The organism is Aeromonas sp. DNRA1, from assembly GCF_963888745.1.
Taxonomy (GTDB): Bacteria; Pseudomonadota; Gammaproteobacteria; order Enterobacterales; family Aeromonadaceae; genus Aeromonas; species Aeromonas hydrophila.
In genome coordinates this window covers 477433-502632 of record NZ_CAWPKQ010000002.1, presented here as the reverse complement: position 1 = coordinate 502632, position 25200 = coordinate 477433, and the positions used below count along the sequence as shown (strand labels likewise).

At 61.7% G+C, this 25200-nt stretch carries 22 protein-coding genes and 2 tRNA genes; 9 read left to right on the top strand and 15 right to left on the bottom strand.

All coding sequences use genetic code 11. The features are described from left to right. Positions 1–473: 473 nt before the first annotated feature. On the bottom strand, positions 474–2072 hold the full coding sequence (locus tag AACQ43_RS08330) for an ATP-binding cassette domain-containing protein (RefSeq protein WP_168966943.1): 1599 nt from the start codon (positions 2070–2072) through the stop codon (positions 474–476). A 408-nt stretch (positions 2073–2480) separates the two neighbouring features. On the opposite strand from AACQ43_RS08330, the gene AACQ43_RS08325 reads away from it, so the two are divergent. Further along, the gene (locus AACQ43_RS08325; protein WP_076360184.1) at positions 2481–3383 is read left to right on the top strand and encodes a hypothetical protein; all 903 of its coding nucleotides are present in this window, start codon (positions 2481–2483) and stop codon (positions 3381–3383) included. Between the two features lie 90 nt (positions 3384–3473). Here the strand turns inward: AACQ43_RS08325 and AACQ43_RS08320 are convergent, their stop codons facing one another. From AACQ43_RS08320 to AACQ43_RS08295, 6 genes are all read right to left on the bottom strand, one after another. Next, positions 3474–3722 carry a hypothetical protein gene (locus AACQ43_RS08320; RefSeq protein WP_101150212.1) on the bottom strand — a complete coding sequence of 83 codons (249 nt, stop codon included), beginning with the start codon at positions 3720–3722 and terminating at the stop codon, positions 3474–3476. Between the two features lie 322 nt (positions 3723–4044). Then, positions 4045–4461 carry a YybH family protein gene (locus AACQ43_RS08315; protein ID WP_168966941.1) on the bottom strand — a complete coding sequence of 139 codons (417 nt, stop codon included), beginning with the start codon at positions 4459–4461 and terminating at the stop codon, positions 4045–4047. A 92-nt stretch (positions 4462–4553) separates the two neighbouring features. Next, a complete protein-coding gene (gene thrC / locus AACQ43_RS08310; protein WP_168966937.1) occupies positions 4554–5828 on the bottom strand; it encodes a threonine synthase in 1275 nt (424 codons plus the stop codon). Then, the gene (gene thrB, locus AACQ43_RS08305; RefSeq protein ID WP_168966935.1) at positions 5825–6805 is read right to left on the bottom strand and encodes a homoserine kinase; all 981 of its coding nucleotides are present in this window, start codon (positions 6803–6805) and stop codon (positions 5825–5827) included. The genes thrC and thrB overlap by 4 nt, the downstream gene beginning before the upstream one ends. A 2-nt stretch (positions 6806–6807) precedes the next feature. Next, on the bottom strand, positions 6808–9267 hold the full coding sequence (thrA, locus tag AACQ43_RS08300) for a bifunctional aspartate kinase/homoserine dehydrogenase I (RefSeq protein WP_168966933.1): 2460 nt from the start codon (positions 9265–9267) through the stop codon (positions 6808–6810). Positions 9268–9527: 260 nt separating this feature from the next. Further along, the gene (locus AACQ43_RS08295; RefSeq protein ID WP_168966931.1) at positions 9528–10220 is read right to left on the bottom strand and encodes a tRNA/rRNA methyltransferase; all 693 of its coding nucleotides are present in this window, start codon (positions 10218–10220) and stop codon (positions 9528–9530) included. 195 nt (positions 10221–10415) lie between these two features. Between AACQ43_RS08295 and aceK the strand changes: the two genes are divergently transcribed. Then, positions 10416–12143, top strand: a complete 1728-nt coding sequence (aceK, locus tag AACQ43_RS08290) for a bifunctional isocitrate dehydrogenase kinase/phosphatase (RefSeq protein WP_024943685.1) — start codon at positions 10416–10418, stop codon at positions 12141–12143. A gap of 115 nt (positions 12144–12258) precedes the next feature. On the opposite strand, the gene AACQ43_RS08285 is transcribed toward aceK, so the two are convergent. Beyond that, complete coding sequence (locus tag AACQ43_RS08285; protein WP_168966929.1) at positions 12259–12657, bottom strand: META domain-containing protein; 399 nt, start codon at positions 12655–12657, stop codon at positions 12259–12261. Positions 12658–12829: 172 nt separating this feature from the next. Between AACQ43_RS08285 and AACQ43_RS08280 the strand changes: the two genes are divergently transcribed. Further along, the gene (locus AACQ43_RS08280; protein ID WP_168966926.1) at positions 12830–13306 is read left to right on the top strand and encodes a hypothetical protein; all 477 of its coding nucleotides are present in this window, start codon (positions 12830–12832) and stop codon (positions 13304–13306) included. Between the two features lie 5 nt (positions 13307–13311). Here AACQ43_RS08280 and AACQ43_RS08275 read toward each other — a convergent pair whose 3' ends face one another. Both AACQ43_RS08275 and AACQ43_RS08270 read right to left on the bottom strand, forming a co-directional pair. Then, the gene (locus AACQ43_RS08275; RefSeq protein WP_010633331.1) at positions 13312–13791 is read right to left on the bottom strand and encodes a putative 4-hydroxy-4-methyl-2-oxoglutarate aldolase; all 480 of its coding nucleotides are present in this window, start codon (positions 13789–13791) and stop codon (positions 13312–13314) included. Between the two features lie 42 nt (positions 13792–13833). Next, entirely contained in the window at positions 13834–14250 is a 417-nt protein-coding gene (locus tag AACQ43_RS08270) for a DUF3293 domain-containing protein (RefSeq protein WP_168966924.1), read from the bottom strand. A gap of 376 nt (positions 14251–14626) precedes the next feature. Between AACQ43_RS08270 and arcA the strand changes: the two genes are divergently transcribed. Next, a complete protein-coding gene (gene arcA, locus AACQ43_RS08265) occupies positions 14627–15346 on the top strand; it encodes a two-component system response regulator ArcA (protein ID WP_011706824.1) in 720 nt (239 codons plus the stop codon). Between the two features lie 145 nt (positions 15347–15491). Here arcA and AACQ43_RS08260 read toward each other — a convergent pair. Continuing rightward, positions 15492–15566: transfer RNA gene (locus AACQ43_RS08260), tRNA-Gly, on the bottom strand. A 94-nt stretch (positions 15567–15660) separates the two neighbouring features. Then, positions 15661–15734: transfer RNA gene (locus AACQ43_RS08255), tRNA-Gly, on the bottom strand. 201 nt (positions 15735–15935) lie between these two features. On the opposite strand from AACQ43_RS08255, the gene cydD reads away from it, so the two are divergent. The 4 genes from cydD (at position 15936) to AACQ43_RS08235 (ending at position 20483) form a co-directional block, all read left to right on the top strand. Continuing rightward, complete coding sequence (gene cydD, locus AACQ43_RS08250) at positions 15936–17705, top strand: heme ABC transporter permease/ATP-binding protein CydD (RefSeq protein WP_168966922.1); 1770 nt, start codon at positions 15936–15938, stop codon at positions 17703–17705. After that, on the top strand, positions 17698–19443 hold the full coding sequence (cydC, locus tag AACQ43_RS08245; RefSeq protein ID WP_168966920.1) for a heme ABC transporter ATP-binding protein/permease CydC: 1746 nt from the start codon (positions 17698–17700) through the stop codon (positions 19441–19443). Before cydD ends, cydC begins: the two co-directional genes overlap by 8 nt. 253 nt (positions 19444–19696) lie before the next feature. Then, entirely contained in the window at positions 19697–20068 is a 372-nt protein-coding gene (rcsF, locus tag AACQ43_RS08240; RefSeq protein ID WP_010633326.1) for an Rcs stress response system protein RcsF, read from the top strand. A gap of 22 nt (positions 20069–20090) precedes the next feature. Further along, the gene (locus tag AACQ43_RS08235) at positions 20091–20483 is read left to right on the top strand and encodes a DUF488 domain-containing protein (protein WP_168966918.1); all 393 of its coding nucleotides are present in this window, start codon (positions 20091–20093) and stop codon (positions 20481–20483) included. 70 nt (positions 20484–20553) lie between these two features. On the opposite strand, the gene AACQ43_RS08230 is transcribed toward AACQ43_RS08235, so the two are convergent. Continuing rightward, positions 20554–21534, bottom strand: a complete 981-nt coding sequence (locus AACQ43_RS08230; protein WP_168966916.1) for an NAD-dependent epimerase/dehydratase family protein — start codon at positions 21532–21534, stop codon at positions 20554–20556. Positions 21535–21781: 247 nt separating this feature from the next. On the opposite strand from AACQ43_RS08230, the gene tsaA reads away from it, so the two are divergent. Continuing rightward, the gene (gene tsaA, locus AACQ43_RS08225) at positions 21782–22489 is read left to right on the top strand and encodes a tRNA (N6-threonylcarbamoyladenosine(37)-N6)-methyltransferase TrmO (protein WP_158196945.1); all 708 of its coding nucleotides are present in this window, start codon (positions 21782–21784) and stop codon (positions 22487–22489) included. Positions 22490–22528: 39 nt separating this feature from the next. Here the strand turns inward: tsaA and AACQ43_RS08220 are convergent, their stop codons facing one another. Next, positions 22529–23974 (bottom strand): HD domain-containing phosphohydrolase, encoded by a 1446-nt coding sequence (locus AACQ43_RS08220; protein WP_168966914.1) that lies wholly within the window; start codon positions 23972–23974, stop codon positions 22529–22531. Positions 23975–24024: 50 nt separating this feature from the next. Continuing rightward, a complete protein-coding gene (locus tag AACQ43_RS08215; protein ID WP_168966912.1) occupies positions 24025–25146 on the bottom strand; it encodes a beta-ketoacyl-ACP synthase III in 1122 nt (373 codons plus the stop codon). Positions 25147–25200: the final 54 nt, after the last annotated feature.

The window sequence follows — 25200 nt, the reverse complement described above, 5'->3', positions numbered from 1 at the left end:
AAGATGAAAGAAAAATTTCAGAAACCACGCGTTATTACATCTCAAGAAGTCAAAGACAAAATGGTTGAGTTGATCAAAAAAAACAAGAAAAAACAATAACTTAATTTAATGGGGCGCCATCTTGCGCCCTTTGTTTTTCTAACATACTGATCCAACTTTCAACCCCCACCACAAACTCGGGACAGTGAGAGTGCAGCAGCAAGGTGACCAGATAGTCTGGCAAGCACCTAAACAAAACAGCCGCTCGAATTTGAATCATTTTTCCCAATACAGAAAACAAGAATCCCCCGTTGCCGGGGGATTTTTGTTTCTATCGGTTAGCTTGCAGCCAAGGCTCAAGTCAGCAGGCAGGCTCTTAACTAGCCAAACTCCGCCGGCAGGTTGTGGGAGAGCAGCGGCAGCACGGCGTGCCGGGCAGCGACACATCCAGCCCCAGGCTCTCATCCACCGGCCCCTTGAACTTGTGCAGAGGCTCATACGCTTTTCAGCGTCAGCTTCTCCCCTCCCTCCAACCAATACTCCCTTTCAACCCCCACCCCGGCTACAAAGTCGGGATCGTGGGAGACCAGCAGCAGAGTGCCCGGATAGTCGGCCAGCACCTGAATAAGCAGCTGGCGCGAGGGGTGATCCAGATGGTTGTCCGGCTCGTCCAGCAGCAACAGGTCGGGCAGTTGTGCCAGCACCATCAAGAGGCCCAGTTTTAGCCGCTCGCCACCGCTCAGACCATGACAAGGCATCAGGGCGCGATCGCCGCGCAGTGCTATGCCCGCCAGCCGGGTTCTTGCCTCGCTCTCGGAAAGTATCGGCGCCACTGCCAGCAGGTTGGCGAGCGGGCTGAGGTCTCGCGCAATCAGGCTGAGCCCCTGATCAAGACACGCCAGCCGACCATTGATGCGAAAGCTGCCCGCCTCGGGAGCCAGCTCACCGCGCAGCATCTGCAGCAGGCTCGACTTGCCGCTGCCGTTGCCACCGGCCAGCAAACAGCGAGCCCCCCGCTGCAGCACCAGATCGACCTGCTGACCATGCCAGCGCCTGTGGCGCGCTGCCGTGATCACCAGTGGCTGGGCCGCCCCCTTGCGATCGCTTTCCGCCGGCCACTGCATGACAAGCGGCTGCACTGCCGCCAGTGCGGCTGCCGCCTCGGCGCGCGCCTCCAGCTGGGCACTGTGGCCCCGCTGGTGGCGATCCAGCACCTTGCCAAGGGATTTGCCCGCCTGTTCCGCTTTGAAATCGAGCAAGATCTTGGCCTGGGAGCCGCGCTCGCGCCGCCCCTGGCTGGCTCGTCTGGCCGCCTGTTCGCGCACCTTTTGCACGCTGCACGCCGCCGCTTTTTCACGGCGCTCCGCCTGCGCCAGCCGGGCGCTGCGGGCAGCCTGCAACTCGGTCTGCTGCGCCAAAAACGCCTCAAACGAGAGGCTGGTGCTCTGTAGCCCCTGCTCGCTCAGCTCCAGTATCTGGCTCCCCTGATTGAGCAGGCGCCGGTCGTGACTTACCAGCAGATAGCCACCACTGTGGCTGGCCAATCGCTGGCTCAGCCACGCGATGCCGCTGGCATCCAGATGGTTGTCCGGCTCATCGAGCAGCAGAAAGTGAGCAGATCTCGCAAACAGCGCCAGCAGGCGCAAACGGGTGAGCTGGCCGCCGCTCAGGGTGCTGACCGGGGTATGGGCATCGAGTCTGAGACCCGCCTCTGCCAGCAGGTCGGCAAGATCGCTGCGCAGGTTCCAGCGATCAGCCAGCCGCTCGAAATCGTCCAGGGCGCAGCTCCCCTGCTCGATGCGCTCAAGGGCCCGCAGCGGCTCGCCCCAGCCGATAAGGTCGGCCACGCTGGCTACGCCATCATGATCTTGAGCCGGCGCAAACTGGGACAACCAGCTGATGGGGGTCAACCACTCAATCTTGCCAGAAGCCGCGCGGCGCTGGCCCGCCAGCAATTCCAGCAGCAGGCTCTTGCCGATGCCGTTGCGGCCGATCAGGGTGCAGCCCGCAGCGGGCAAAGTGAAGGTAAGGGGCACAGTGCAGGCGCCGAAGGGCAGTTGCAAGGCGTTGATATGACATGCGATATGGGTCATCTGAACTCCTGTGGGCCAATGCGGGAGCCGCAGGCCAAGAGCCAAGCCAAATGACAGGGACACGTGTCCACAAATGGGAAAACAAACAAGGAGTCAGCATCAACCTGTCACGGTAAGACGCACCCGATCTCCCTGGCGGGAGAGGAATCAAAAAGCGGGGTGCGGACAGGTTAAATGCGCATCGGAGGAAGTACTCATATATCAGAAGAGCCAAGAGGCTAACCCGACGTATGCGGGCAGGTCAACACACATCATCTGGATCAGATCCTGTTGTCGGCCAATCCCGGCCGACATAAAGGCTCGTACGAAAACCACCTCTAGAGAGATAGTTCAATACCCATATGGAGCACAACTCACGAATGACATGATCTAGAATGTGCGCTCTTTTTTCATTCGGGATTCGATTATATGAAACGCGCTTTCTTCGCCGCTCTGACCATGCTGACTGCACCCGCCATGGCCGAGCAGACTGTTGCCCACCACTTCGCCACACTGACATACCAGCAGATCATCGATGGCTGCCAGATGTATCGCCTCAATACCCCGCAAGGCGCCACCCTGCTGTTCGGGCACAACTTCAATGACACCGGCGTCAATGCGGAAGGAGGTGCCTCTGCCGGTACCATGGATCTCTACTCCTACATGTATTCGGACCCGAAATATCGCAGCTACTCCCTGCGGGGCACCAATAATCTCTATCAGCCCTCCACCAGCGACTCTTATACCTTTATGACCCTCTCCGTCGGGGCCAGCAGCTCACCCGACAACTTCATGTTGTCCCAGCGCAAGAACATCGAGCGGGCGACCTCTTACTCCAGCGGCGATACCCAGCTCTCGATGCATTTCTACGATGGGCAGGATCAGCCGAAATATGACAAGGCGATGCCGAAATATCTCTCGCTGTGCGGCAACAACATTGCCTCCTTCGACTCATTGACCAGCCTTAGACTGCGCATTGCCAACTCCACCATCAAGGTGCAGTACCCAAGATTCAACCAGCCTGCCGGGATCAAGGCCAGCAATGATCTGGTCAGCGAAGTCCAGCTCGCCTGGAGCAATGCCGACAACAGCGCCATCACGACCCGTCAGCTTAAATACACCCGAATCTCCCGCGCCGAGAAACTCGACAAGCCGCAAGATCAGAAGTTTGTCGAACTGGCCAAACTAGGCATCAACGACGACCGCTATATCGACATCAATGGCGACCAGAATCCTCTGATCCCCGGCAAAGAGTATGTCTATCAGGTGCAGTACTGCGACGGTTACGACTTCTGCGAAGCGAGCCCTCAGGTGATTGGCAAAGCCAATTAAGCAGCCCGTTATCGAAGCAATAAAAATCCCCCGCAATCGGGGGATTTTTGTTTCCTGTTTGGTGAGTCACTCTCTGCGCCGTGCTCGCTATCAGCGGTTCTTGAGCGCCTCCACCCTGGCGATCAGGATGGCCATAAAACCGGAGATGATGATCAGCCCTATGCTGACAGGCAGCACAGAGACAGCGTAAGGAACAAAAATTGCGCCGCCGACCAGGGAACCCGAAAAGATGATCAAGGGCAGCGGCAGCAAGAGTAACAGTGCGATATAAACCAGCACCCTGGCGATGACCAGAGGGGTTTTGAGGGATTGCGTTACGACTTTTCGGTACGGCCACATGATGGTTTTCTCCCTGATTCGTTATTATCCAGCCATCGGCCGCGCCCCCGGAAAGGAGTTTCGGCCTTGTTCGTCCATGATGGCTTCATGCAGCACCCTGATTAACAGCCACCGACCGGCTGGTCAAGGGACTCTCCATTACCGGCTTTTTCCCATGTTTTTTATTCTTCTGCACGCTGCAATGATGGCGGGGAAAACCTGCATCAAATCGGTGCCGCACGACAGCAATGTCTAACAAGTATTTCTATATCAGCAGTTTATTGATTGCCTGCCATTCGGGGGCTTGTAGCAGCCCCCACTCTGGGATAGCCCCAGGGAGCGTTCAGGCAGAAGGCGCAGGGCCCACCGCTGCCAGCAGCGCAGTGCCATAGGAGTTGTCTATGGTGCAGCGCCACTGCCCATCGGCTTCTTTGCGAAACACATAGGTGGCGCGGCGGGTTTCATCAGTCAGGCCCCCCTGACCATCCGGGTAATTGAGCCGGGTCTCCATGATCACCAGCGCATTGTCGGCCCCCTCGATCACCTCCATTACCCCCTGCTCCACCTTGAGCTGCCCCTGAAAGTAATCCGAGATGGCAGTGAAGGCACGGCGGATGTCGGGAATGCCGCGCACCACCATGCCGGGCTTGACCACCAGGGCGGCGTCCTCGGCGTAGAAGGCCATCAGGGCGTCGAAATCGCGCCGGGAGATGGCGGCGTCGCAGGTCTCGATAAGAGCACGAAGGGGATGCTGACTCATCTTCACTCCTTATGGGGCGGCCTGCCCGCCCTGTCACGGATAAAAAGCAACGGATAGAAAAATCCCCCGAGGTCGGGGGATTGGCAGTCAACTTAACCGAGCAGGAAGGCCCTTAGCGGGGCAAACTCCGCCGGCAGGTTATGGGACAAGAGCGGCAGCACGGCGTGCTTGGCGAGCGGACCGGGCAGCGGTACGTCCAGCCCCAGGATCTCGTCTACCGACTCCTTGAACTTGGCCGGATGAGCGGTACAGAGGAACACCCCCACTTCGTCCTCGGCCAGCTGTTCGCCCAGCAGATCCCAGGCAATGGCGCCATGGGGTTCGCACAGGTAGTCCAGCTCGTGCAGCCGTTTCAGCGCATCACGGGTTTCGGCATCACTGCGCATGCCTGAGCCCAAGGTCTCCAGCGCCCAGCCGTTGCGACGGCACAGCTCTTCCACCCTAGGCCAGTTGTTGGGGCGGCTCACATCCATGGCATTCGACAGGGTTGCGACAGTCTGGTGCGGATCCCACTGGCCGGTTTTCAGGTAGCGCGGCACGGTGTCGTTGGCGTTGGTGGCGGCGATAAAGCGCTTCACCGGTAGCCCCAGCGCCTTGGCGATAAGACCTGCGGTGAGGTTGCCAAAGTTGCCGGACGGCACGCTGATGACCGCCTTGGCGCGATCGGCTTTCGGCAGCTGGGCCAGCGCCTCGAAGTAGTAGCAAACCTGGGCCAGCAAGCGGCTGATGTTGATGGAGTTGGCAGAGTTCAGGCCAATCGCCTTTTTCAGCTCTTCATCATCGAAGGATTGCTTCACCAGCGCCTGGCAGGCATCGAAGTCGCCGTCGATGGCGATGGTGCGGATGTTGCCACCTAAGGTGCAGAACAGCGCCTCCTGCAGCGGGCTTATCTTGCCCTTCGGGTAGAGGATCACCACCTCGATCCCCTCCAGCCCGTAGAAGGCGTGGGCCACGGCGGCGCCGGTGTCGCCGGAGGTGGCGGTGAGTATGGTGATCTTGTCGTTGGTACGGAACGCCGCGAGGCACTGAGCCATAAAGCGGCCGCCGAAATCCTTGAACGCCAGGGTCGGGCCGTGGAACAGTTCGAGGGCATAGGTGCCATCTTTGAGCTTGACCAGCGGCGCCGGGAAGGTAAAAGCGGCCTTGACCAGCTCGTGCACCTGAGGCGCGGCCACTTCGTCCCCCAGCAGGTGGCTGAGGATGCGGGCGGAGCGCTCCACCAGCGGCAGATCCAGCAGGGCATCCACATCGGCCAGCGGCTCAAGTCGCTCGGGAAAGAACAGACCCTGTTCGCGGCCCAGACCCTGACGCACCGCCTGGGCGAAGCTCACCTGTTCACTCTTGTCCTTGATATTGTAAAGATTCATAGCTCGCTTCCTGTTACCCGTGCCCCGGCCATGTCGAGTTTGCAAACCCGGGCAAATCCATCTTCGTTCTGCACGAAATGTGCGTCCATCCAATCTTTCATCCGCTCGGCCTGAGCCAGATCCTTCATCACCACGAACACGCTGGGGCCGGAGCCCGAGATGCCGGTGGCCAGCGCCCCGTTCTGGGCGGCCTGGGCCCGTACCTCGTTGAAGCCTTCAATGAGCGCCGCACGGTAGGGCTCGGCAATCACGTCTTTCAATACGCTCGCCGCCAACCCCTCCTGCCCGGTGTAGCTGGCGTGCACGAAGGCGGCCAGCCGACGGCCATAGGTGAGGCAATCCTGGCGGCGATACTGGGCCGGCAAAATGGCGCGGGCGGCGGCGGTGGAGACCACTGTGCCCGGGTAGCAGACCACCCAGTACCACTGCTCAAACACCGGAATGCCCTGGCTGATGACGCCGTGCTCTTCCAGCACCAGCTGCATGCCGCCCAGATAGCAGGGGGCGACGTTGTCGTAGTGGACGGAGCCGGAGATCTTGCCTTCCATCTCCCCCATCAGCAGCAGCAGGTCGTGTTCATTGAGGGGGGCGCCGTGAAAGGCGTTGAGCCCTTCCAGTGCCGCCACCACGCTGCAGGCGCTGGAGCCCAGGCCCGAGCCCACCGGCAGGTTCTTCTCCAGCACCATCTCGAGCGGCTTGAGACCCAGGCCGCGCTTCTCCAGCGCCTCGCCATAGGCGAGCCAGCAGTCATGGAGGATGTTCTTTTTCGGGTCAGCCGGCAACTTGTGGGCGTAACAGCCCACGGAGGAGAGGGCAAACGGCACATCGGCTGCCTTGACCTGGACGCGATCCCCGAGCAGAGAACCATCCACGGGGGCGAGCGCCGCCCCCAATACATCGAATCCCACGCTCAGGTTGGCGCTGGAGGCGGGGGCATAGGCCACCACGCTGCTGCTCTGGTACATGTCTGAACTCATACTTACAACTCCTGCTTCCAGTTCTGGGTGCGCAGCACGTCGGCAAAGACGCCCGCGGCGGTCACTTCGGTGCCGGCGCCATAGCCGCGCAGCACCAGCGGGATCGGCTGGTAGTAGGTAGAGAAGAAGGCGAGCGCGTTCTCCCCGTCTTTGACCTTGAACAGCGGCTCGTCGGCGCCGACCGCCTTGATGGCGACCTTGCACTTGCCACCCTCGATGGAACCCACGTAGCGCAGCACCTTGCCGTCACGCTGGGCCGCCGCGAACTGGTCGCGGAACCAGCCGTCAGCCTCCGGCAGGCGAGCCATGAAGGCTTCCACATCGCCACTCACATCAAAGCCCGGCGGCAGGGCCTGCTCTACCTCGACATCGGAGAGCTCCAGAGCCATGCCGGCCTCGCGGGCCAGAATGAGCAGCTTGCGGGCCACGTCCATGCCGTTGAGATCGTCGCGCGGATCCGGCTCGGTAAAGCCGTTGCTGCGGGCAATCTTGGTGGCATCGGAGAAGGCCATCCCTTCGTCCAGCTTGCCAAAGATAAAGGAGAGCGAACCGGACAGCACGCCGTCGAAGGCGCGCAGCTTGTCGCCAGCCTTGATCAGGTTCTGCAGGTTCTCGATGACCGGCAGGCCGGCGCCCACGTTGGTTTCGTACAGGAACTTGCGGCGGGTCTGGCGGGCGGTGCGACGCAGCGCCTTGTAGTAATCGAGCGACCCGGTATTGGCCTTCTTGTTCGGGGTGACCACGTGGAAACCAGCGGCGAGGAAGTCGGCATACTGGACGGCGATGGCCTCGCTGGAAGTGCAATCGACGATCACCGGGTTGATGAGGTGGCTCTCTTCCACCAGCTTTTGCACCGCTTCCAGGCTGAAGCTGTCACGGGCTTCCACCAGCTGTTCACGCCAATTGGCGAGGTTCAGCCCATCCTTGTTGACCGCCATCTGGCGGCTGTTGGCGATGCCCACCACCCGCAGGCCGGTGCCCTGCTCGGCCAATACCGGCTGCTGGCGGGCAATCTGGTCCACCAGGGCCGCGCCGACACCGCCGACGCCGACCACGAACAAGTCGATGAACTGCTGGCTGCCGAAGAAGTTCTGGTGGCAGGCCTTGATGGCTTCCGCCACTTTGCGATCCCGCACTACCGCCGAGATGGAGCGCTCGCTCGAACCCTGGGCGATGGCGACGATGTTGATGGAGGCTTGCGCCAGCGAGGTGAAGAAGCGGGCTGCCATCCCCTTGGAGGTGCGCATGCCGTCACCGATCAGGGAGATGATCGCCAGATCCTGCATGATCTCCAGCGGATCCAGCAGCTGGTTCTTGAATTCGAGCTCGAACTCGCGCTCCAGCACCTTGCGGGTCTTGTCGCAGTCATAGCTGTGGATACAGAAGCTGACGCTGTACTCGGAGGATGACTGGGTGATGAGGACGATGCTGACCCCGGCGCGGGAGACGGCGGAGAAGATGCGGCCGGCCATGCCCACCATGCCCTTCATGCCGGGGCCGGAGACGTTGAACATGCACATGCCGGAGAGATCCGAGATGGCCTTCACCTTCAGGTCATCATCCCCCTGCTCGACGCCGATAAGGGTGCCTGGCCCTTGCGGGTTGAAGCTGTTCTTGATGAGGCAGGGAATGTGGAACTGGGCCACCGGCGCTATGGTTTTCGGGTGCAGTACCTTGGCACCGAAGTAGGAGAGCTCCATCGCCTCCTTGTAGGAGAGGGTCTTCAGCAGATAGGCATCCGGCACAAGGCGCGGGTCGCAGTTGTAGCAGCCCTCGACGTCGGTCCAGATCTCGCAACACTCGGCATCGACACAGGCGGCCAGCACGGCGGCGGAGTAATCCGACCCATTACGGCCGAGCAGCACGGTTTCGCCCTTGTCGCTGCCACCGGTGAAGCCCGGCATCAGGTAGAGACAGTCGGAACGCAGGCCCCTGGCGGCAAAGCGCAGGCGGGAGGCTTCGATGTCGACGTGAGCCTCCAGATAGCCGCCGTCGGTCACCAGCAGCTGCTCCGGTACTATGATGTCCAGCTCAAGGCCGCGCACCCGCAACAGCTCGTGCATGAAGGCGATGGAGAGGTTCTCGCCCCGGCTCAAGATGCGGGCCTGCACGTTGTCCGGACAGAGCCCCAGCAGGCGGACGCCCTGCATCAGCCGCTCCACCTGATCCAGTTCGCTGGTGAGACGAGCCTGCAGCGCCTTGTCATCCAGCGCCGGATAGGCAGCCTTCAAGCCGGCCAAGAGGCGGGAGAAGATACCGTTGATCTCGAACAAGGTGCTGCTGGCATCCATGCCGCGGCTGGTCTGTTCCACCAGCGCCACCAGGTGGTTGGTCACCTTGGCCGGTGCCGACAGCACCAGGGCAACCTGGGATTGGCCGTGGGTATTCACCGCGATATCGGCGACCCGTAAAAAACGCTCTGCATCGGCCAGTGACGACCCGCCAAACTTCAACACTCTCATCGCTTTCTCTCCCTGTGATCCTTGCAAATTTGCCCGAAAATGGTTCTGAAAATCATCCAACAAAAAGGCCCGTACTGGGTGGGTACGGGCCTTTTCTGATTTCTGTGCTTGTTCGTCAGCGCATCAACCGGCCCCAGTGCCACCTGTGGTGGTACCGGTAATAATGGTGGTGGTGATGACGTTGGTGAATAACTGCATGACGAACACTCGTTGACGAAGCTGGCTTTTAGCAATACCGCGCCGGGCGCAGCGCTGTCAACTTAAACCTCTTTGCCAAGTTTGCGCGCAAGGTCTTTGCAGAGCAGGTGGAGCATATTCAAATCCCGCTGCGGCAGCATGGGCACTCGGTCCATCACCCATTGATGCAGTTTTTCATCCTGCGAAACTCCGATTTCACCGAGAATTTCTGCTGTTTTGTTTTTAAGCACCCGAACCTGTCCGGCGTTATCAACATTTTCTGCTACCACCTCGGGCTCATCGAGCAACTGGCTCAGCTCGTAGGCGTACAGCATGATCGCCTGCCCCAGATTCAGGGACGGGTAGCTCACCTTGAGCGGCAGATAGCTGATGAGGTCGACCTGGGCCAGCTGCTCGTTGGAGAGCCCCGACTCCTCGCAGCCAAACACGATGGCGACCTTGTCCAGCGAGGGCTTGGCCTTGATCTGGTCGCGGATCTCGGCCGGCGTGAGGTAGTGCTGATAACGACCGCGCTGGCGGGCGGTGGTGGCCACCACCAGATCCATGTCGGCCAGCGCCTCTTCCAGGGTGTCGAACGCCTCGGCCTGGGTCAGGACCTCCTGCGCACCATGGGCCACCCAGCTCGCCTCCTCCTCTTCGTGCACCCGGCTTGCCACCAGTCGCATGGCATCAAAGCCCATGGTTTTCATGGCGCGGGCGGCAGCGCCCACGTTGGCCGGGCGAGCGGGGGCCACCAGCACAAAATAGAGTTTCATCGGGTTTTCTCCTGGGCAGGGCCGAATGCGCAAACAACAGCGGATCATCGGCAAAACAGGGGCGCAATCTACCGTTTTCACCCGAAAATTGCCACTTGAACAGACGTTTGAATGTTGCCATAGTGGCCGGGAATATGAACAAATTGCAGCCAATCCCAGGCACCATCGGCCCGACAGATCACAAGGAAGAGAGAGATGCAGCAGCCATTGGAACAGGCCGTCGCCGAGACGATTCTGCAACGCTTCGAGTCGTTTTACAGCCGGTTTCTCGAAATCACCCAGGGCAGCAAGAGTCGCTTCGAGAACAGCGACTGGCTGGGGGTGCAGCTCGCCGGGCGCGAGCGCATTCGCCTCTACGATCACCACGTCGGCGCCACCACGGCGCTGATCAAGCAGATGATGGGGGCGACCCTGCCGAGCCAGGCCCTGCTCAAGCAGGTGAAGGGGGCATTCAGCGATCTGCTGCCCAAGTGCGAGAACTTCGAGGTGGCGGAGTCCTTCTTCAACTCCGTCTATCGCCGTATCTTCCGCCATCGCAACATTCGCGACGAGAACCTCTATATCCACCCGTTTCGCAGCCGGGGGGAGCACCCCGACCTGAGCGCCCTGCTGCGCATCTATCGCACCGATCTCGCCCACCTGCCGCAGACCCTGAGCCAGCTGCTGGGGGATTACAGCTTCACCCTGCCCTATGAGGACAAACAGCGGGATATTGTCGACATCCAGCGCCATCTTGCCGAGAACGGGCCGGCCATCCTGCACGATGAGCCGTTCGCCATCGAGCTGCTCAAGGAGGTGTTCTACCGCAACAAGGGGGCCTATCTGGTGGGGCTGATCCGGGTCAAGGGGCAGGTGTTTCCCTTCATCCTGCCGCTGCTCAGTACCGGCCAGAGCATCTATGTGGATACCGTCATCTTCGAGCCTGAGCTCGCCTCCATCGTGTTCGGCTTCGCCCGCGCCTACTTCATGGTTTATGCCCCCGTGCCGGCGCTGTTCGTGCTGTTTCTGCGCCAGATCATGCCCCACAAGCCGGACTATGAGATCTACAACGCCATCGGTTGCCAGAAGCACGGCAAGACAGAGCTCTATCGCCACTATCAGCAGCACCTGGCCCAGAGCCGGGAGCAGTTCGTCATCGCGCCGGGCATCAAGGGGATGGTGATGAGTGTGTTTACTCTCCCCTCCTATGACGTGGTGTTCAAGGTGATCAAAGACGAGTTCACGCCCCCCAAGGACGTGAGCCACGAGCAGGTGAAGGCGAAGTACCGGTTGGTTAAACAGCACGACCGGGTTGGCCGCATGGCCGATACCCAGGAGTTCACCAACTTCGAGTTTCCCCTCGATCGCATCTCGCCGGAGCTGCTGGCCGAGCTCAAGACGGTGGCCCCGTCTGCGCTGACCCTCACCGACGACAAGCTGGTGATCAAGCACCTCTACACCGAACGCAAGATGATCCCGCTCAACCTCTATCTGGACAAGGCGGACGAGCAGCAGACCCGGCTCGCGCTGGAGGAGTACGGCAACGCCATCAAGCAGCTGGCGGCGGCCAACATCTTTCCGGGCGACATGCTGTTCAAGAACTTCGGGGTCACCCGTCACGGCCGGGTGGTGTTCTACGACTACGACGAGATCTGCTACATGACGGAGTGCAACTTCCGCCAGATCCCGCCGCCCCGCTACCCCGAGGATGAGTGGAGCGCCGAACCCTGGTACTCGGTGGCCCCCAACGACATCTTCCCCGAGGAGTTCGCCACCTTCTTGCTGCAAAAGCCGCAGGTGCGCGACATCATGATGCAGCTGCACAAGGAGCTGTTTGATGCCAACTACTGGAAGATGCTGCAGAGCAACATCAAGGAGGGGGTATTCGAGGATGTCTATCCCTATCGGCGCAAGAAGCGCTTCAAGTTTCAGCGGGGGGGCTAGCCTATCCGGGAGCCCAGTTGCAAAAGGGAGTGCAAATAGCAAAAGGGACGCCGAGGCGTCCCTTTTGCGTTGGGCCATCAGCTCGCGCTACGACAGCCCCTGACAAAACCGTCAGTTACTTGGCGGCAGGCATGGCGTCGAAGGTGAGCAGCGTCGCCTTGTTGGCGTCGCTCAATACCAGCTGCTGACCGCTGATCTGGAAGCTCGCCACTTTCTCCAGCTTTTGCAGATAGAGCATCTCCTTGCCGGCCAGATCCCCCATGCACATCATGCGGGTCGAACCCATGGGGCCCAGCGCCAGCACACCGTCACCCTGCTGGGTGATGGCGCCGAAATAGCGGTTGCAGCCTCCCTTGCCCGCTACCTTGTCACCGGCCACTTGCAGGGTGAAGGTGTCGCCGCTCGCCCCTTGCAGTTGCCAGGTGGAAGCTTGCAGTTGAGTCAGCTTGGAACCAGTTGCCATGGCGCAGCCTCCCAGGGCCAGTACGGCCAGCAGAGTCAGTTTTTTGTTCATGGGTTCACCTCTTGATATCAGCAAAATAGGGGAAGAAACATGGTGATGGGGGCCTGTGTATCATGAGAGCGGAGCAAATCAAAACTGTTTTATTGTGATCGGGGTTCCCTTTACTACCAGCTGGCATGTGCCATGCTTGTATTCCTGTTCCGGACCCAGGGAGGGGAAAAGAATGGTCAAATCATCCGTCATCGCACTCGTCTCATGCCTCAGCCTTACCGCCCAGGCCGCCGACTGGGATTTCCTCAAGAACGACGCCAACAGCCAGCTCTACGTCAAGAGTTACTCCGGCGTGCTGCTCGACAATCAGGCTCATCACAACGACAGTTTCGATCTCTGGCTCATCAATACCGGCTATCAGTATCCGCTGAACGATGGCGTCAGCCTCTACATGGAAGCAGGCCCGGCCATCGGCCCCAGCAGCGAGCAATCAGGCTACAACCTGAGCTCGGGAGTGCGCTATCAGCTCTCCCCCATGCTCAACATCGGCAGCCAGATCAAACAGCTGGAAGTGAACAAACCCAGCACCCTGCTGGAGCTCAACACCAGCCTGCTGCTGACCCCGCAACTGGCCATCACCGCCAACTACGGCGTCAGCGCCTTTAGCACCGAACAATCCCTCAGCGTCGGGGTCGGCTTCAACTTCTAGCTGGGTCAGATCAGCCGGGTGGCGCTCACCAGCACGCCGTTGAGATCGGCGTAGACGTAGTCACCCGGATGTATGGTCACCCCTGCAAACGACACCACCGCATCCAGCTCACCCAGCCCTCGCTTCTCGGTTTTGACCGGACACGGCGCCAATGCCTTGACCCCCAGCGCCAGTGTTGCCAGCGTGCCCACGTCGCGCACGGCGCCGTAGATCACGATGCCTTCCCAGCCCTGCTCCGCCGCCTTGATCGCCAGCTGATCGCCGAGCAGGGCACGGCGCAGGGAACCACCGCCATCGATCACCATCACCCGCCCCTGCCCGGGTCGGTTGACCAGCTCCCGCACCAGGCTGTTGTCCTCGTAACAAGAGAGAGTGACTGCCTGGCCGTGGAACAGCGCCTTGCCACCAAAATTTTGAAACAGCGGCTCCGCCACCTGCAGGGCATCGCCGTACTCGTCACAGAGATCGGGCAGTAGATCCAGCATCATAAGTCTCCTTCCATGGACATGAATTCGCTCATTCTTTCATCAAGCAGAGCCCCTGACAATCCAGTGGGATTCAATTCTGCCCAGATGGTGTGGCTCTCCCGCCAGCAACACCGGCAGCAGCCACAGTTCCCCCTGTTCCACCCAGTAGATGGCATTCTGGCCAAAGCGGGCCGCCAGCAGGATGGCCTCACTGCGCGTGGAGGCCAGCAGCAGCGACGACTCCTGCCAGCTTTCATCCAGCGAACTGCCGCGACAAGGCCCCATCGCCTGCCAACGAGGAACCGCCGCAATGGACCGCAACAGGGCCCGCTGACGGCGGGTATTGCGACGCATTCCCAGCTGGCGACTGGCAGGATTCCAGGCCGTCACAATGGCGTAGGCAGGCCATTTCGGCGCCGAAAAGGGTGCAATAAAGCAGATTTTTCTGTAGTTTTCCCACAAATTCATGTCAACCACATGTTACATTCCATTACATTTTATAGGGGCGAAAATGGGGGCAACCCCAAGTATCATGCTGTGAACTCAGGGTTTGACCTATATCAAACCAGAGTTAAAAAGTTGCTATCTGACGGCAAAGAGTGTTGTTATGCGCCTGTTAACTGATAAAATGCAGCCACTTTTGTAATGGACTACCTTTCCAGGCTTCTCTCGATCAGACTTATTGAGAGCCTATGTGTGGCACAGGGATGTTTGCCAACGCTGATGCCAAATTCGCGATAATCCGACCTGACATTCATACCCAGGATGACGTAATAAATTTTCAGGACCGGTCGGGTAACGCCAAAGAGTGTTAAAATTTAGATAACTAACTGATAAGAATCTGGGAATACTCATGCAAACACCACACATTCTGATCGTCGAAGACGAACTGGTCACTCGCAATACCCTGAAAAGCATCTTCGAGGCAGAGGGCTATATCGTGCTCGAAGCCAACAATGGCGACGAGATGCATCAGGCTCTGACTTCCCACACCATCAATCTGGTGATCATGGACATCAACCTGCCGGGCAAGAATGGCCTGCTGCTGGCACGCGAGCTGCGTGAGGACGACAACATCGCCCTGATGTTCCTGACCGGTCGTGACAACGAAGTGGACAAGATTCTGGGTCTGGAGATCGGTGCCGACGATTACATCACCAAGCCGTTCAACCCCCGTGAGCTGACCATCCGTGCCCGCAACCTGCTGAGCCGTACCATGAACGTGGCCGCCGGTGGCGAAGAGAAGAAGCTGGTGGAGCGTTACTTGTTCAACGGCTGGGCACTGGACATCAACAGCCGCGCCCTGGTCAGCCCGGCTGGCGACATGTTCAAGCTGCCGCGCTCCGAGTTCCGCGCCATGCTGCACTTCTGCGAAAACCCTGGCCAGATCCAGACCCGTGCCGAGCTGCTCAAGAAGATGACCGGCCGTGAGCTCAAGCCCCACGACCGTACCGTGGATGTCACCATCCGCCGTATCCGCAAGCACTTCGAGAGCGTCAACGACACTCCGGAGATCATCGCCACCATCCATGGCGAAGGCTATCGCTTCTGCGGTGAGCTGGAGCAGGAGTAATCCTCCCTCCTCCCGAGTTGAAAAGGCGCCGATGGCGCCTTTTCCATTTCTGCGCCATTCAGCTTGGTCAAGCTGGCACTCTCGCCGGCATCAAAAAACAGACAACAAAAAGCCCACTCGCAGGAGTGGGCTTTTGCATGAAGGCTGGAGCGGGCAGCGGGAATCGAACCCGCATCATCAGCTTGGAAGGCTGAGGTAATAGCCATTATACGATGCCCGCCTGGCATCAAAACTTGCTTGGTGTGATGGGGAAGCCCCACGACAGACAGCCGTTTCGGCTGAGGTGACAGCGGTCTTGACCGCTATCTGGAATTTGGAGCGGGTGATGGGAATCGAACCCACGTATGCAGCTTGGGAAGCTACCGTTCTACCATTGAACTACACCCGCGTCAGGGCCTCTACTATATGCATTTTGCCGCCGAGCGCAATCACCTCGATACGATTTTTTACCGTAAATCAATCTGTTCGACCAACTAATGAGCAGCGAGCCGCTTTTTCACTCAACCGTTTTCACAAGCCGGAATTTACAAGGTTGCCAAGCCTGGGGGGCGAGGATAGTCTTGCGCCACTCGACGCGAGGATGGTGGTAATGGATAAAAAAACGCAAAAACGACTCTACGGCTGGTTGCGCAATCAATCGAGCCACGGCCGGCGCTGGATCGGCCTCTCCATCGGCTTTGGCCTGGGTCAGGGCATCCTGATGGTGGCGCAGGCCTGGCTGCTGGCCACCCTGCTGCACGGTTTCATCATCGAAGGCTCCACGCCGGCGCAATCCATTCCCCTCTTCATCGCCCTGCTGCTGGTCACCCTTGGCAAGGCGGTGCTGGCCTATGGCCGTGAAGTCGCCAGCTTCAAGGCCGGCAGCGCGGTGCGCCAGGCCATCCGCGAGCTGGTGCTCACCCGCCTCGGCCGGCTGGGGCCAGCCTACATCCAGCGTCGACCGGCCGGCAGCTGGGCTAGTCTGCTGCTGGAGCAGATTGAAAACATGCAGGATTTCTTCTCCCGCTATCTGCCGCAGATGGCAATTGCCGTGTTCATTCCGGTGGTGATCCTGGTGGCCGTGTTCCCGGTCAACTGGGCCGCTGGCCTGATCCTGCTGGGCACGGCGCCCCTCATTCCCCTCTTCATGATCCTGGTGGGGGTCGGCGCCGCCGATGCCAACCGCCGCAACTTCCAGGCGCTGGCCCGTCTCTCCGGCCACTTCCTCGATCGCCTGAAGGGGCTGCGCACTTTGCAGCTGTTCATGCGCACCCAGGCGGAAGGGGATGCCATTCGCGATGCGTCGGAAGATTTTCGCGAACGCACCATGGAGGTGCTGCGCCTTGCCTTCCTCAGTACCGCCGTGCTGGAGTTCTTCGCCGCCCTCTCGGTGGCACTGGTGGCCGTCTACTTCGGTTTCTCCTATATCGATCACCTGAACTTCGGCCACTATGGCAGCAAAGTCACTTTGTTTACCGGCCTGTTCGTGCTGTTTCTGGCCCCCGAGTTCTATGCCCCGCTGCGCGAACTCGGCGCCCACTACCACGCCAAGGCGCAGGCCATCGGCGCCGCCGAACAGCTGCTGGAGTTTCTCGAGGCCGAGGTGACGGAACCCGCCTCAGGCCATGCGCCGTTCCATGCCGACGCCCCCATCAAGGTAGAAGCCAAAGGCCTTGAAGTGCTGAGCGCCGAGGGCAAGGTGCTGGTCGGCCCCATCGACTTCACCCTGGCGTCCGGCTCGCGCACCGCCCTCATCGGCATCAGCGGCGCCGGCAAGAGCTCGCTGGTTAATGCCCTGCTCGGCTTTGCCCCCTATCGCGGCGAGCTCAAGGTCAACGGCCAGGAGCTCGCCAGCCTCGACATGAGCCAGTGGCGCCGCCAGCTGGGCTGGCTCTCCCAGAACCCGCAGCTGTTCCATGCCTCGCTGCGCGACAACCTGCTGCTGGCCAACCCCTCCGCCAGTGACAGCGAACTGGAGGAGGCCCTGAAACGGGCTCAGGCGTGGGAGTTTGCCATGGAAAAGGGGCTCGATTATGCGGTGGGGGATCAGGCCGGTGGCCTCTCGGTCGGCCAGGCCCAGCGCCTCGCCCTGGCCCGTACCCTGCTCAAGTCCACCCAGCTGATGGTGCTGGACGAACCGACCGCCAGCCTGGATCGCCACTCCGAGCGTGCCATCATGACCACGCTGGAACAGGCCGCAGCAGGCCAGACCCTGCTGATGATCACTCACCGCATCGACCAGCTCACCAAGATGGACCAGATTCTGGTGCTAGAGCGTGGCAAGCTGGTGGAGCAGGGCAGCTTCCAGCAACTGAATACCGCACAGGGGCCGTTCGCCCGCCTGCTCTCCCAACGTAACGAGGGTTCTCTCGATGACTGATCTCTTGCCGTTTCTGCGCCTCTATCGCCAGCACTGGCTGAGCCTCTCTCTCGGCCTGCTGCTGGCCCTGGTGACACTGGTCGCCGGGATGGGACTGCTGTCGCTCTCCGGCTGGTTCCTCTCCGCCGCTGCCGTGGCGGGGATGGCGGTCGCCAGTCGCGACACCTTCAACTACATGACGCCGGCTGGCGGGGTACGCTTCTTCTCCATCATTCGCACCGCCGGCCGCTGGGGTGAGCGGGTGGTGAGCCACGATGCCACCTTCCGGGTGCTGACCCGGCTGCGGGTCTGGTTCTGGCAAAAACTCTCGCCGCTCTCCACTGGCGCCCTGGCAGGCTTTCGCCAGGCGGACCTGCTCAACCGGCTGGTGGCCGACATCGACGCCATGGACCACGTCTACCTGCGGCTGGTCACCCCCATAGGCGCGGCCCTGCTCAGCACCGCCGGCCTGGTGTTCTTCCTCTCGCTGTTCGATGCCGACCTGGCCCTGATACTGGGCGCCATCCTGCTGTTCGGCATGCTGGCCCTGCCACTGGTGTTCTACTTCCTCGGCCGCCAGCCCGGTCGCCAGCTGATCGCCGAGAAGTCCAACCTGCGTACCCGTCTGGTGGACTATCTGGACGGCCAGGCCGAACTGCAGATGTTTGCCGCCGCCCCCCGGGCGCGTGACGAGCTGCAGCAGGCCGAACAGGCGCTGATCCAGGCCCAGGCCCGCATGGCCCGGGTGAGCGGGCTGGCCAACTGCTCGGTGCAACTGCTGAGCGGCTGGACCCTCACCCTGATGCTGTGGCTGGCCGGTCACGGGGTAGCAGGCGCCGCGCCGGATCCCATCACGGCGCTGATGGTGTTCGCCACCCTGGCCAGCTTCGAGGCGCTGATGCCGCTGGCCGGAGCCTTCCAGCACCTCTCCACCAGCCTCACCTCGGCCCGCCGCCTCAACGAGATCCTGCAGGAGGCCAAGGCCCCCGAGTGGGGCCACGAAGAGCGCCACGCGCCACAGGGGGCGCTGCAGATAAACGACCTCTATTTCAGCTACCCAGGCAACCCGCAGCCGGTGCTGCGTGGCTGCACCCTGCAGTTGCAGGCCGGTGAAAAGCTGGCGCTGCTGGGCCAGACCGGCTGCGGCAAATCGACCCTGATGGGACTGCTGACCCGCGAATGGAACCCGCAGGCCGGCAAGATCCTGCTCGATGGCAAGCCGCTCACCGACTACAGCGAAGGGGCGCTGCGCGCCTCCCTCTCGGTGGTGAGCCAGCGGGTGCACCTGTTTGCCGATACCTTGCGCGGCAACCTCAAGCTGGCCGCCCCCCATGCCAGTGACGAGCAGTTGGTGCAGGTGCTGACCCAGGTCGGCCTCGCCAACCTGCTGGAAGATGACAACGGCCACAGCGACAGCGGGCTCGATGCCTGGCTGGGGGATGGCGGCCGACCACTCTCCGGTGGCGAGCGCCGCCGCGTCGGCATCGCTCGCGCCCTGCTGCACGACGCGCCGCTGTGGCTGCTGGATGAGCCGACCGAGGGGCTCGACAGCCAGACCGAGCGGGAGATCATGGATCTGTTGTTCCGGCTGGGGGCGGATCGCACCCTGCTGCTCATCTCCCACCGTTTGTTGGGGCTGGAGCAGATGGACCGGATCGCCCTGATGGAAGAGGGGCAGATCCGCCTCTGTGCCCCCCATCAGACGCTGCTGGCGGACGACTACTACCGCAGCCTGCATCAGCGGCTGGCGCCGGTCTGATGAGCAACGAGAGAGGGGTGCCCGGTGCGCCCCTCTCTCATGACACCGGGCCAGTCATCTTTGCCGGCAGCGTGAAGCTGCACGGGCAACACACGGCCGGATCCTGGTCACACCCCGTCCATACGGCTAAAAATGGGGCTGGTCGACACCGTCGACTGGCCCCTATAATGGCCCCTTCGTTATTCCACAAGATGCCGACATGGAGCGCCTGCGCCTTGCTACTGTCCTCATCACCGACACAAGATACGAGACGATGAAACGCCTGATCCTGATGATGCCCCTGATTGCCTCCGGCTGCGCCGACTTTGCCTTCAACAGCAATCTGGACAAAGAGAACTTCGACGAGTACTTCAAGCCGGGCAGCGTTCAGATCTATGAACAGGGCCAGCTGGCCGATCTCAACTACCTCTATCTCGGCACCGTCGAAGGGGAGTCCTGCCAGAGCGATGCCAAGCAGCCGATCCCCAACGCCGGCGAGGCCCGTACCCTGGCCCGCCGCCGCGTGGCCGACATGGGCGGCAACGGCGTCACCTTCGACAAGTGCGCCGAATTCAGCGACACCCCGGGCTGCCTGAAGCAGGTGATATGCTACGGCCAGGCGCTGAAAGTCGCCACCGAGAAATAAGCGTCAACTGCAAGGAGCCTGCATGGCACTGGCCATCGTTCGCCTCGGCACGCCCCGCCTGCCCGACGAGGGGCTGCGGATCGGCACCGTGCGCCGCCCACCCCGCGGCGTGCCCAAAACCGAATTTGCCAGCCAGGATTGGTACGACGTCTGGTTTCCCAATCTCGCCCCCAGCAACGACACCATGAAGCTGGGCCAGGGGGCCGAGACACCCGCCCAGTGGAACGCCTTCTGCAAACAGTACAAGGCCGAGCTGGCCACCCCGGCCGCCAGGCACGATCTGGCGCTGCTGGCCGCCCTCTCCCACACCACCAACCTGTCGGTGGGCTGCTACTGCGAGCAGGAGTCCCGCTGTCATCGCGCCATCCTGCGCGAGCAACTGACCGCTGCCGGCGCCGTCATGCGCACCGAGTAGCTGCGCTCACACCAGACAGAAAAGGGCATCTCTCGATGCCCTTTTGCTTTGCTGCGGCACTTGCCGGCCTCTAGCGGACAAGCTGACGCAGCCGCGTCTCCTGCTCGGCCGTGATGCCAGCGGCCACCACAGCGTCCGGCGCGCCGGCCAGCCACTCGGCCACATCAGCCACTGTCTCCTCCAGCGGCCGAAAATTGAGGCCCTGTACAATGGCCGCCTCGGCGCTGATACGACCATAACCGGCATATTCGGGCTGCTCATTGGGCAACAGGGTCGGATAGCTCTGCCAGGGCTCCACCCCGGCGGCCAGCAGCGCGGGCCAGGGCGCCCACTCCGGCACGAGCGGGGTCGCAGGAGCCAGCCTGGCGGCTAGGCGATCCACCCAGTCGTTCAGTGCGATACCGGGCTTGACCAGATTGAAGGTGCCGCTCAATTGCTGCTCGGCGGCCCGCAGCACGAACTCGGCGCAGTCGCGCACGTCCAGATATTGCAGCCGGTCTTCCCCCTGCCCCGGCAGCAGCCAGGGGCCGCCCTGTTGCACCCGTTTCACCCACCAGGCCAGCCGGCCGGTGGGATCATGGGGGCCGCACAAGACGCCTGGGCGCAAGATGCAGAGCCGCTCGCCCCAACGGGCCCGATACGTGGCCTCGCACAGCACCTTGAGGGGGCCGTAATCTTCCGGCATCTCCCTCTCGGCAATCTCGTGCAGCAGCGCTGACTCGTCTTGCCCGGGCTGGGCGAAGTCGCGATAGACGCTGATGGTGGAGATGAAGATCAACCGCTCGCAGCGCCCGAGCAGAGCGGCCGAAAGGCTCGCCGCCTGTTCGGGGCGATAGCAGCAGGTGTCGATGGCCAGATCCCAGCTTCCCTGATAGTGATGCAGCGGGGTCAGGTCCTGATCCCGGTCCCCCTGCAGCTGGGTGAGCTCGCGCCAGTCCGGGTGCTGGCGTCGGCCGCGATTGAACAAGGTCACCTCGTGGCCCCAGTCCAGCGCCAGCGCAGTGAGATGGCGCCCCAGAAATCCGGTGCCGCCGATGATCAGCAGTTTCATCCCTGTCTCTCCTGTGCGGCGCGGCCCCTCTCCTGCGGTCACGCCGGTTGTAGCGAGCCGCCCTGCTGGCGGACGCGCCGTTCACTCATCCTGCACCCACCCTACGCAAGTTGGCGGCGCGATACAGCCCCGAAGCGGCCGGGATGGGAGCGGGATCACGGCAAGCAGACAGCCACCGGCCGGCGGGCAAGCCTGCGTTTTGAGGGCCGCTGTGCTACATTGCCGGGGTTTTCAGTCAGGATCCGCCATGAAGTTCGAAATCGACACCCTGGGTATCATCCGCTCTCCCTACAAGGAGAAGTTCGCCATCCCGCGCCAGCCCGGTCTGGTCAAATCGGCCCGCGCCCGCCTCGAGTTGCTGCCTCCCTACGATCAGCCGGACGTGCTGCGCGGCATCGAGCAGTTCTCCCACCTCTGGCTCAGCTTCGTGTTTCACCAGACCATGGCGCAGGGCTGGCACCCGACGGTGCGCCCGCCGCGCCTGGGCGGCAACGAGCGGGTCGGGGTGTTTGCCACCCGTTCCACCTTTCGCCCCAACCCGCTCGGCCTCTCGGTGGTCGAGCTGCACGGGGTCGGTCGTGAGCGCGGCAAACTCTGGCTCGAGCTGGGGGCGGTGGACCTGCTCGATGGCACTCCCATCGTCGACATCAAGCCCTATATCCCGTATGCCGACAGCCTGCCGGATGCTCGCGGCGGGTTCGCTCCCGATGCCCCCACCCCGCCGCTGGCGGTGAATTTCAGCCCCGAGGCGGAGCAGCAGCTGCAACCCTGGCTCAAGGCCCACCCCGAGCTGCGTCTGCTGGTGAGCGAAGTGCTGGCCCAGGATCCGCGCCCCGCCTACAAGAAGGGCAAGCCGGACGACAAGGAGTACGGCGTCAGGCTGTTTGACTGCAACGTACGCTTTCGCATCAGCGAGCCCAGTTGCCTGGTGCTCGCCATCGAGCCGGCCCAGTGAGCCAGCCATAAAAAAACCACCCGTTCGGGTGGTTTTTTGTCAGTCGTGATCCTTGTGCCTGATGGCAATCTGGCGAAATTCCTCCTCGCAGGCAAGGAAGGCGTCGACGATGGCCGGATCGAAGTGGTGACCACGCCCCTCCACTATGATGGTCCTGGCCTGCTCATGGCTGAAGGCGGGCTTGTAGACCCGTTTCGAGATGAGAGCGTCGTAGACATCCGCCAGAGCCATCAGCCGCCCCGACAAGGGGATCGCCTCCCCCGCCAACCCGGCCGGATAGCCGCTGCCATCCCACTTCTCGTGGTGAGTCAGGGAGATCTCCCGCGCCAGCCGCAGGAAGGAGTTGGAGCCGAGCTGGGCTTCGGCGCTCGCCAGCGCATCGGCACCGATCTGCGGGTGACGCTTCATGATGGCGAACTCCTCGTCCGTCAGCTTGCCCGGTTTGAGCAGGATGGCATCGGGAATACCCACCTTGCCCACGTCGTGCAGCGGCGCCGATTTGAACAGCAGATCAATGGTGGCGTCGTCCAGCGGATAGCGCTCCCAGTCGCTGCGGCTCAACTGCTCCGCCAGCACCTTGACATAGCACTGGGTGCGGATGATATGGGCGCCGGTCTCGTTGTCGCGGGTCTCCGCCAGCGAGGCGAGCCCCAGGATGGCCACGTCCCGGGTCAGGTTGAGCTCGTCCTGGCGCGCCTTCAGCTCACCAATCATCTGGTTGGTGCCGGCGGCAATCAGGCCGAACTCATCGTCCCGGATCACCGGCACCCGCGCCTCCAGATCACCACACTGTACCTGCGCCATGGCGCGAGTCTGATGCATCAGTGACAAGGTAAGGTTACGGCCATAGCCGCGAATGATGAGCCAGAGATAACCGAAGGTCACCACCATCACGAAGGCGATCTCCAGCAGGATGTAGTGCTGGGCATCGAGCCGAGGCAGGCTCTTGTCCACTGTGACCAGCCACTCCAGATCCTTGTTGAACAACAGGAAGAACACAGCGCCAAGCAGAGTCAGTGTGGTGAAGGTGAACAGGGAGAATTTGCGGGAAACCGGCATGGCCAGCGGCTGGTTCAGCACCAAGCAGGCCTGATGCTCTCGCAGCTTGGCCTGCTGCCAATCCCGCTGCAGCGAGAGATCCGCCGCCACCAGAAAGCCCAGGGTGCTCATCCCCAACAGGATCTTGAGGTGGCTTTCCAGCGGAAAATCATACCGGATACCGTTGTAGCCGGAGAGCAGCAAGGCCCCCAGCAGGTAGAAGCCCACCTCCAGCCCGAAGCCTCCCAGCCCCTGACCGGACAGCATCACCTTGCGCAGCAGTTGATCACGCAGGACAAACATGATGGCGAAGGTCACCAGCACGGGCCCCAGCAGCTGGGGCAGTGTGAGGCTCTCCAGAAACGGGCAGACCTGCAGCCCATAAAAACAAAACAGTGACAGCGTCACCCCGTAGTGAAGGGCGCAGCGCCCCGTGATCCTCTGCATGATGCTACCCAAACCTTATCGTCATGATGGCGGGGAGATGACCCCGCCCCTCACAGGCGCCGCAACAGCAGGCTCCCGATCGAGTAGCCGGCGCCAAACGAGCAGAGCACGCCGCGGGCCCCCGCGGAAAGGTCGCGATTGTACAGATGGAACGCAATAATGGAACCCGCCGAGCTGGTGTTGCCGTAGCTGTCGAGAATGACCGGCGCCTCCTGCTGACTGGCATCGTGACCAAGCAGCTTGCGGGCGATGAACTGGTTCATGGTGAGGTTGGCCTGATGGAGCCAGAGCCGGCTTAGACTCTCGGCGGGCCAGCCCTGTTCATCAAGCTGGTTGGCGATCTGGTCGCACACCAGCGGCAGCACCTCCTTGAACACCTTGCGCCCCTGCTGGCGAAACAGCTTGTCGTCGCCGTAGCGGGTACGCGGGCTGAGCCGGTTCAGGAAGCCGAAGTTGTTGCGAATATTGTTGGAGTACTGGGTCACCAGCTTGCTGGCCACCAGTTGCCAGGGGTTGGCCGCCTGGCAATCGGCCTCCCGCTCCAGCAGCACGGCGGTACAGGCGTCGCCGAAGATGAAGTGACTGTCCCGATCGCGAAAGTTGAGGTGCCCCGAGCAGATCTCCGGATTGACCACCAACGCCAGTTTGGCACTGCCGGCCGCCAGCATGTCCGCCGCCGTCTTGATGCCGAAGGTGGCGGAGGAGCAGGCCACGTTCATGTCAAACGCCATGCCGCCCGCCCCCAGATAGTGCTGCAGCTCGATGGAGAGGGCCGGATAGGGGCGCGGCATGTTGGAGGCGGCGACGATCACCAGATCGATCTCGCCAGGCTCGCGACCGGCGGCGATCAGCGCCTGCTCGGCGGCGGCCACCGCCATCTCCACCATGATGGAGGGCTTGTCATCGGGCCGCTCGGGCAGCAGCGGCTGCATGATGTCAGGATCCAGCACCCCCTCCTTGCTCACCAGATAACGGCTCTTGATGCCGGAGGCCTTCTCGATGAACTCGCTGCTGGAATGCTGCTTGGCGGGGAGCTGGCCGGCGTCGATGGCGGAGGCGTTCTCCTCGTTGTAGAGATCCACATACTGGTTGAAGGCGGCCACCAGCGCTTCATTGCTGACGGCAAAGGGAGGGGTATAGAGGCCTGAGCCACTGATCACGATAGAGGTCATCTTTGCTCCTCGCCGGGTTCACTCCCGGCTTGTTGGTCTGTTCGGGTAGAGAGG

Bases quoted from the DNA above. Each gene is read 5' to 3' on its own strand.
- AACQ43_RS08325 (WP_076360184.1), top strand. From the start codon at position 2,481: ATGAAACGCGCTTTCTTCGCCGCTCTGACCATGCTGACTGCACCCGCC.
- AACQ43_RS08285 (WP_168966929.1), bottom strand. From the start codon at position 12,657: ATGAACAAAAAACTGACTCTGCTGGCCGTACTGGCCCTGGGAGGCTGC.
- cydD (WP_168966922.1), top strand. From the start codon at position 15,936: ATGGATAAAAAAACGCAAAAACGACTCTACGGCTGGTTGCGCAATCAA.
- AACQ43_RS08215 (WP_168966912.1), bottom strand. From the start codon at position 25,146: ATGACCTCTATCGTGATCAGTGGCTCAGGCCTCTATACCCCTCCCTTT.
- AACQ43_RS08220 (WP_168966914.1), bottom strand. From the start codon at position 23,974: ATGCAGAGGATCACGGGGCGCTGCGCCCTTCACTACGGGGTGACGCTG.
- thrA (WP_168966933.1), bottom strand. From the start codon at position 9,267: ATGAGAGTGTTGAAGTTTGGCGGGTCGTCACTGGCCGATGCAGAGCGT.
- aceK (WP_024943685.1), top strand. From the start codon at position 10,416: ATGCAGCAGCCATTGGAACAGGCCGTCGCCGAGACGATTCTGCAACGC.
- AACQ43_RS08320 (WP_101150212.1), bottom strand. From the start codon at position 3,722: ATGTGGCCGTACCGAAAAGTCGTAACGCAATCCCTCAAAACCCCTCTG.
- AACQ43_RS08280 (WP_168966926.1), top strand. From the start codon at position 12,830: ATGGTCAAATCATCCGTCATCGCACTCGTCTCATGCCTCAGCCTTACC.
- AACQ43_RS08315 (WP_168966941.1), bottom strand. From the start codon at position 4,461: ATGAGTCAGCATCCCCTTCGTGCTCTTATCGAGACCTGCGACGCCGCC.
- AACQ43_RS08230 (WP_168966916.1), bottom strand. From the start codon at position 21,534: ATGAAACTGCTGATCATCGGCGGCACCGGATTTCTGGGGCGCCATCTC.
- tsaA (WP_158196945.1), top strand. From the start codon at position 21,782: ATGAAGTTCGAAATCGACACCCTGGGTATCATCCGCTCTCCCTACAAG.
- AACQ43_RS08330 (WP_168966943.1), bottom strand. From the start codon at position 2,072: ATGACCCATATCGCATGTCATATCAACGCCTTGCAACTGCCCTTCGGC.
- arcA (WP_011706824.1), top strand. From the start codon at position 14,627: ATGCAAACACCACACATTCTGATCGTCGAAGACGAACTGGTCACTCGC.
- cydC (WP_168966920.1), top strand. From the start codon at position 17,698: ATGACTGATCTCTTGCCGTTTCTGCGCCTCTATCGCCAGCACTGGCTG.
- AACQ43_RS08275 (WP_010633331.1), bottom strand. From the start codon at position 13,791: ATGCTGGATCTACTGCCCGATCTCTGTGACGAGTACGGCGATGCCCTG.
- AACQ43_RS08235 (WP_168966918.1), top strand. From the start codon at position 20,091: ATGGCACTGGCCATCGTTCGCCTCGGCACGCCCCGCCTGCCCGACGAG.
- AACQ43_RS08295 (WP_168966931.1), bottom strand. From the start codon at position 10,220: ATGAAACTCTATTTTGTGCTGGTGGCCCCCGCTCGCCCGGCCAACGTG.
- rcsF (WP_010633326.1), top strand. From the start codon at position 19,697: ATGAAACGCCTGATCCTGATGATGCCCCTGATTGCCTCCGGCTGCGCC.
- thrC (WP_168966937.1), bottom strand. From the start codon at position 5,828: ATGAATCTTTACAATATCAAGGACAAGAGTGAACAGGTGAGCTTCGCC.
- thrB (WP_168966935.1), bottom strand. From the start codon at position 6,805: ATGAGTTCAGACATGTACCAGAGCAGCAGCGTGGTGGCCTATGCCCCC.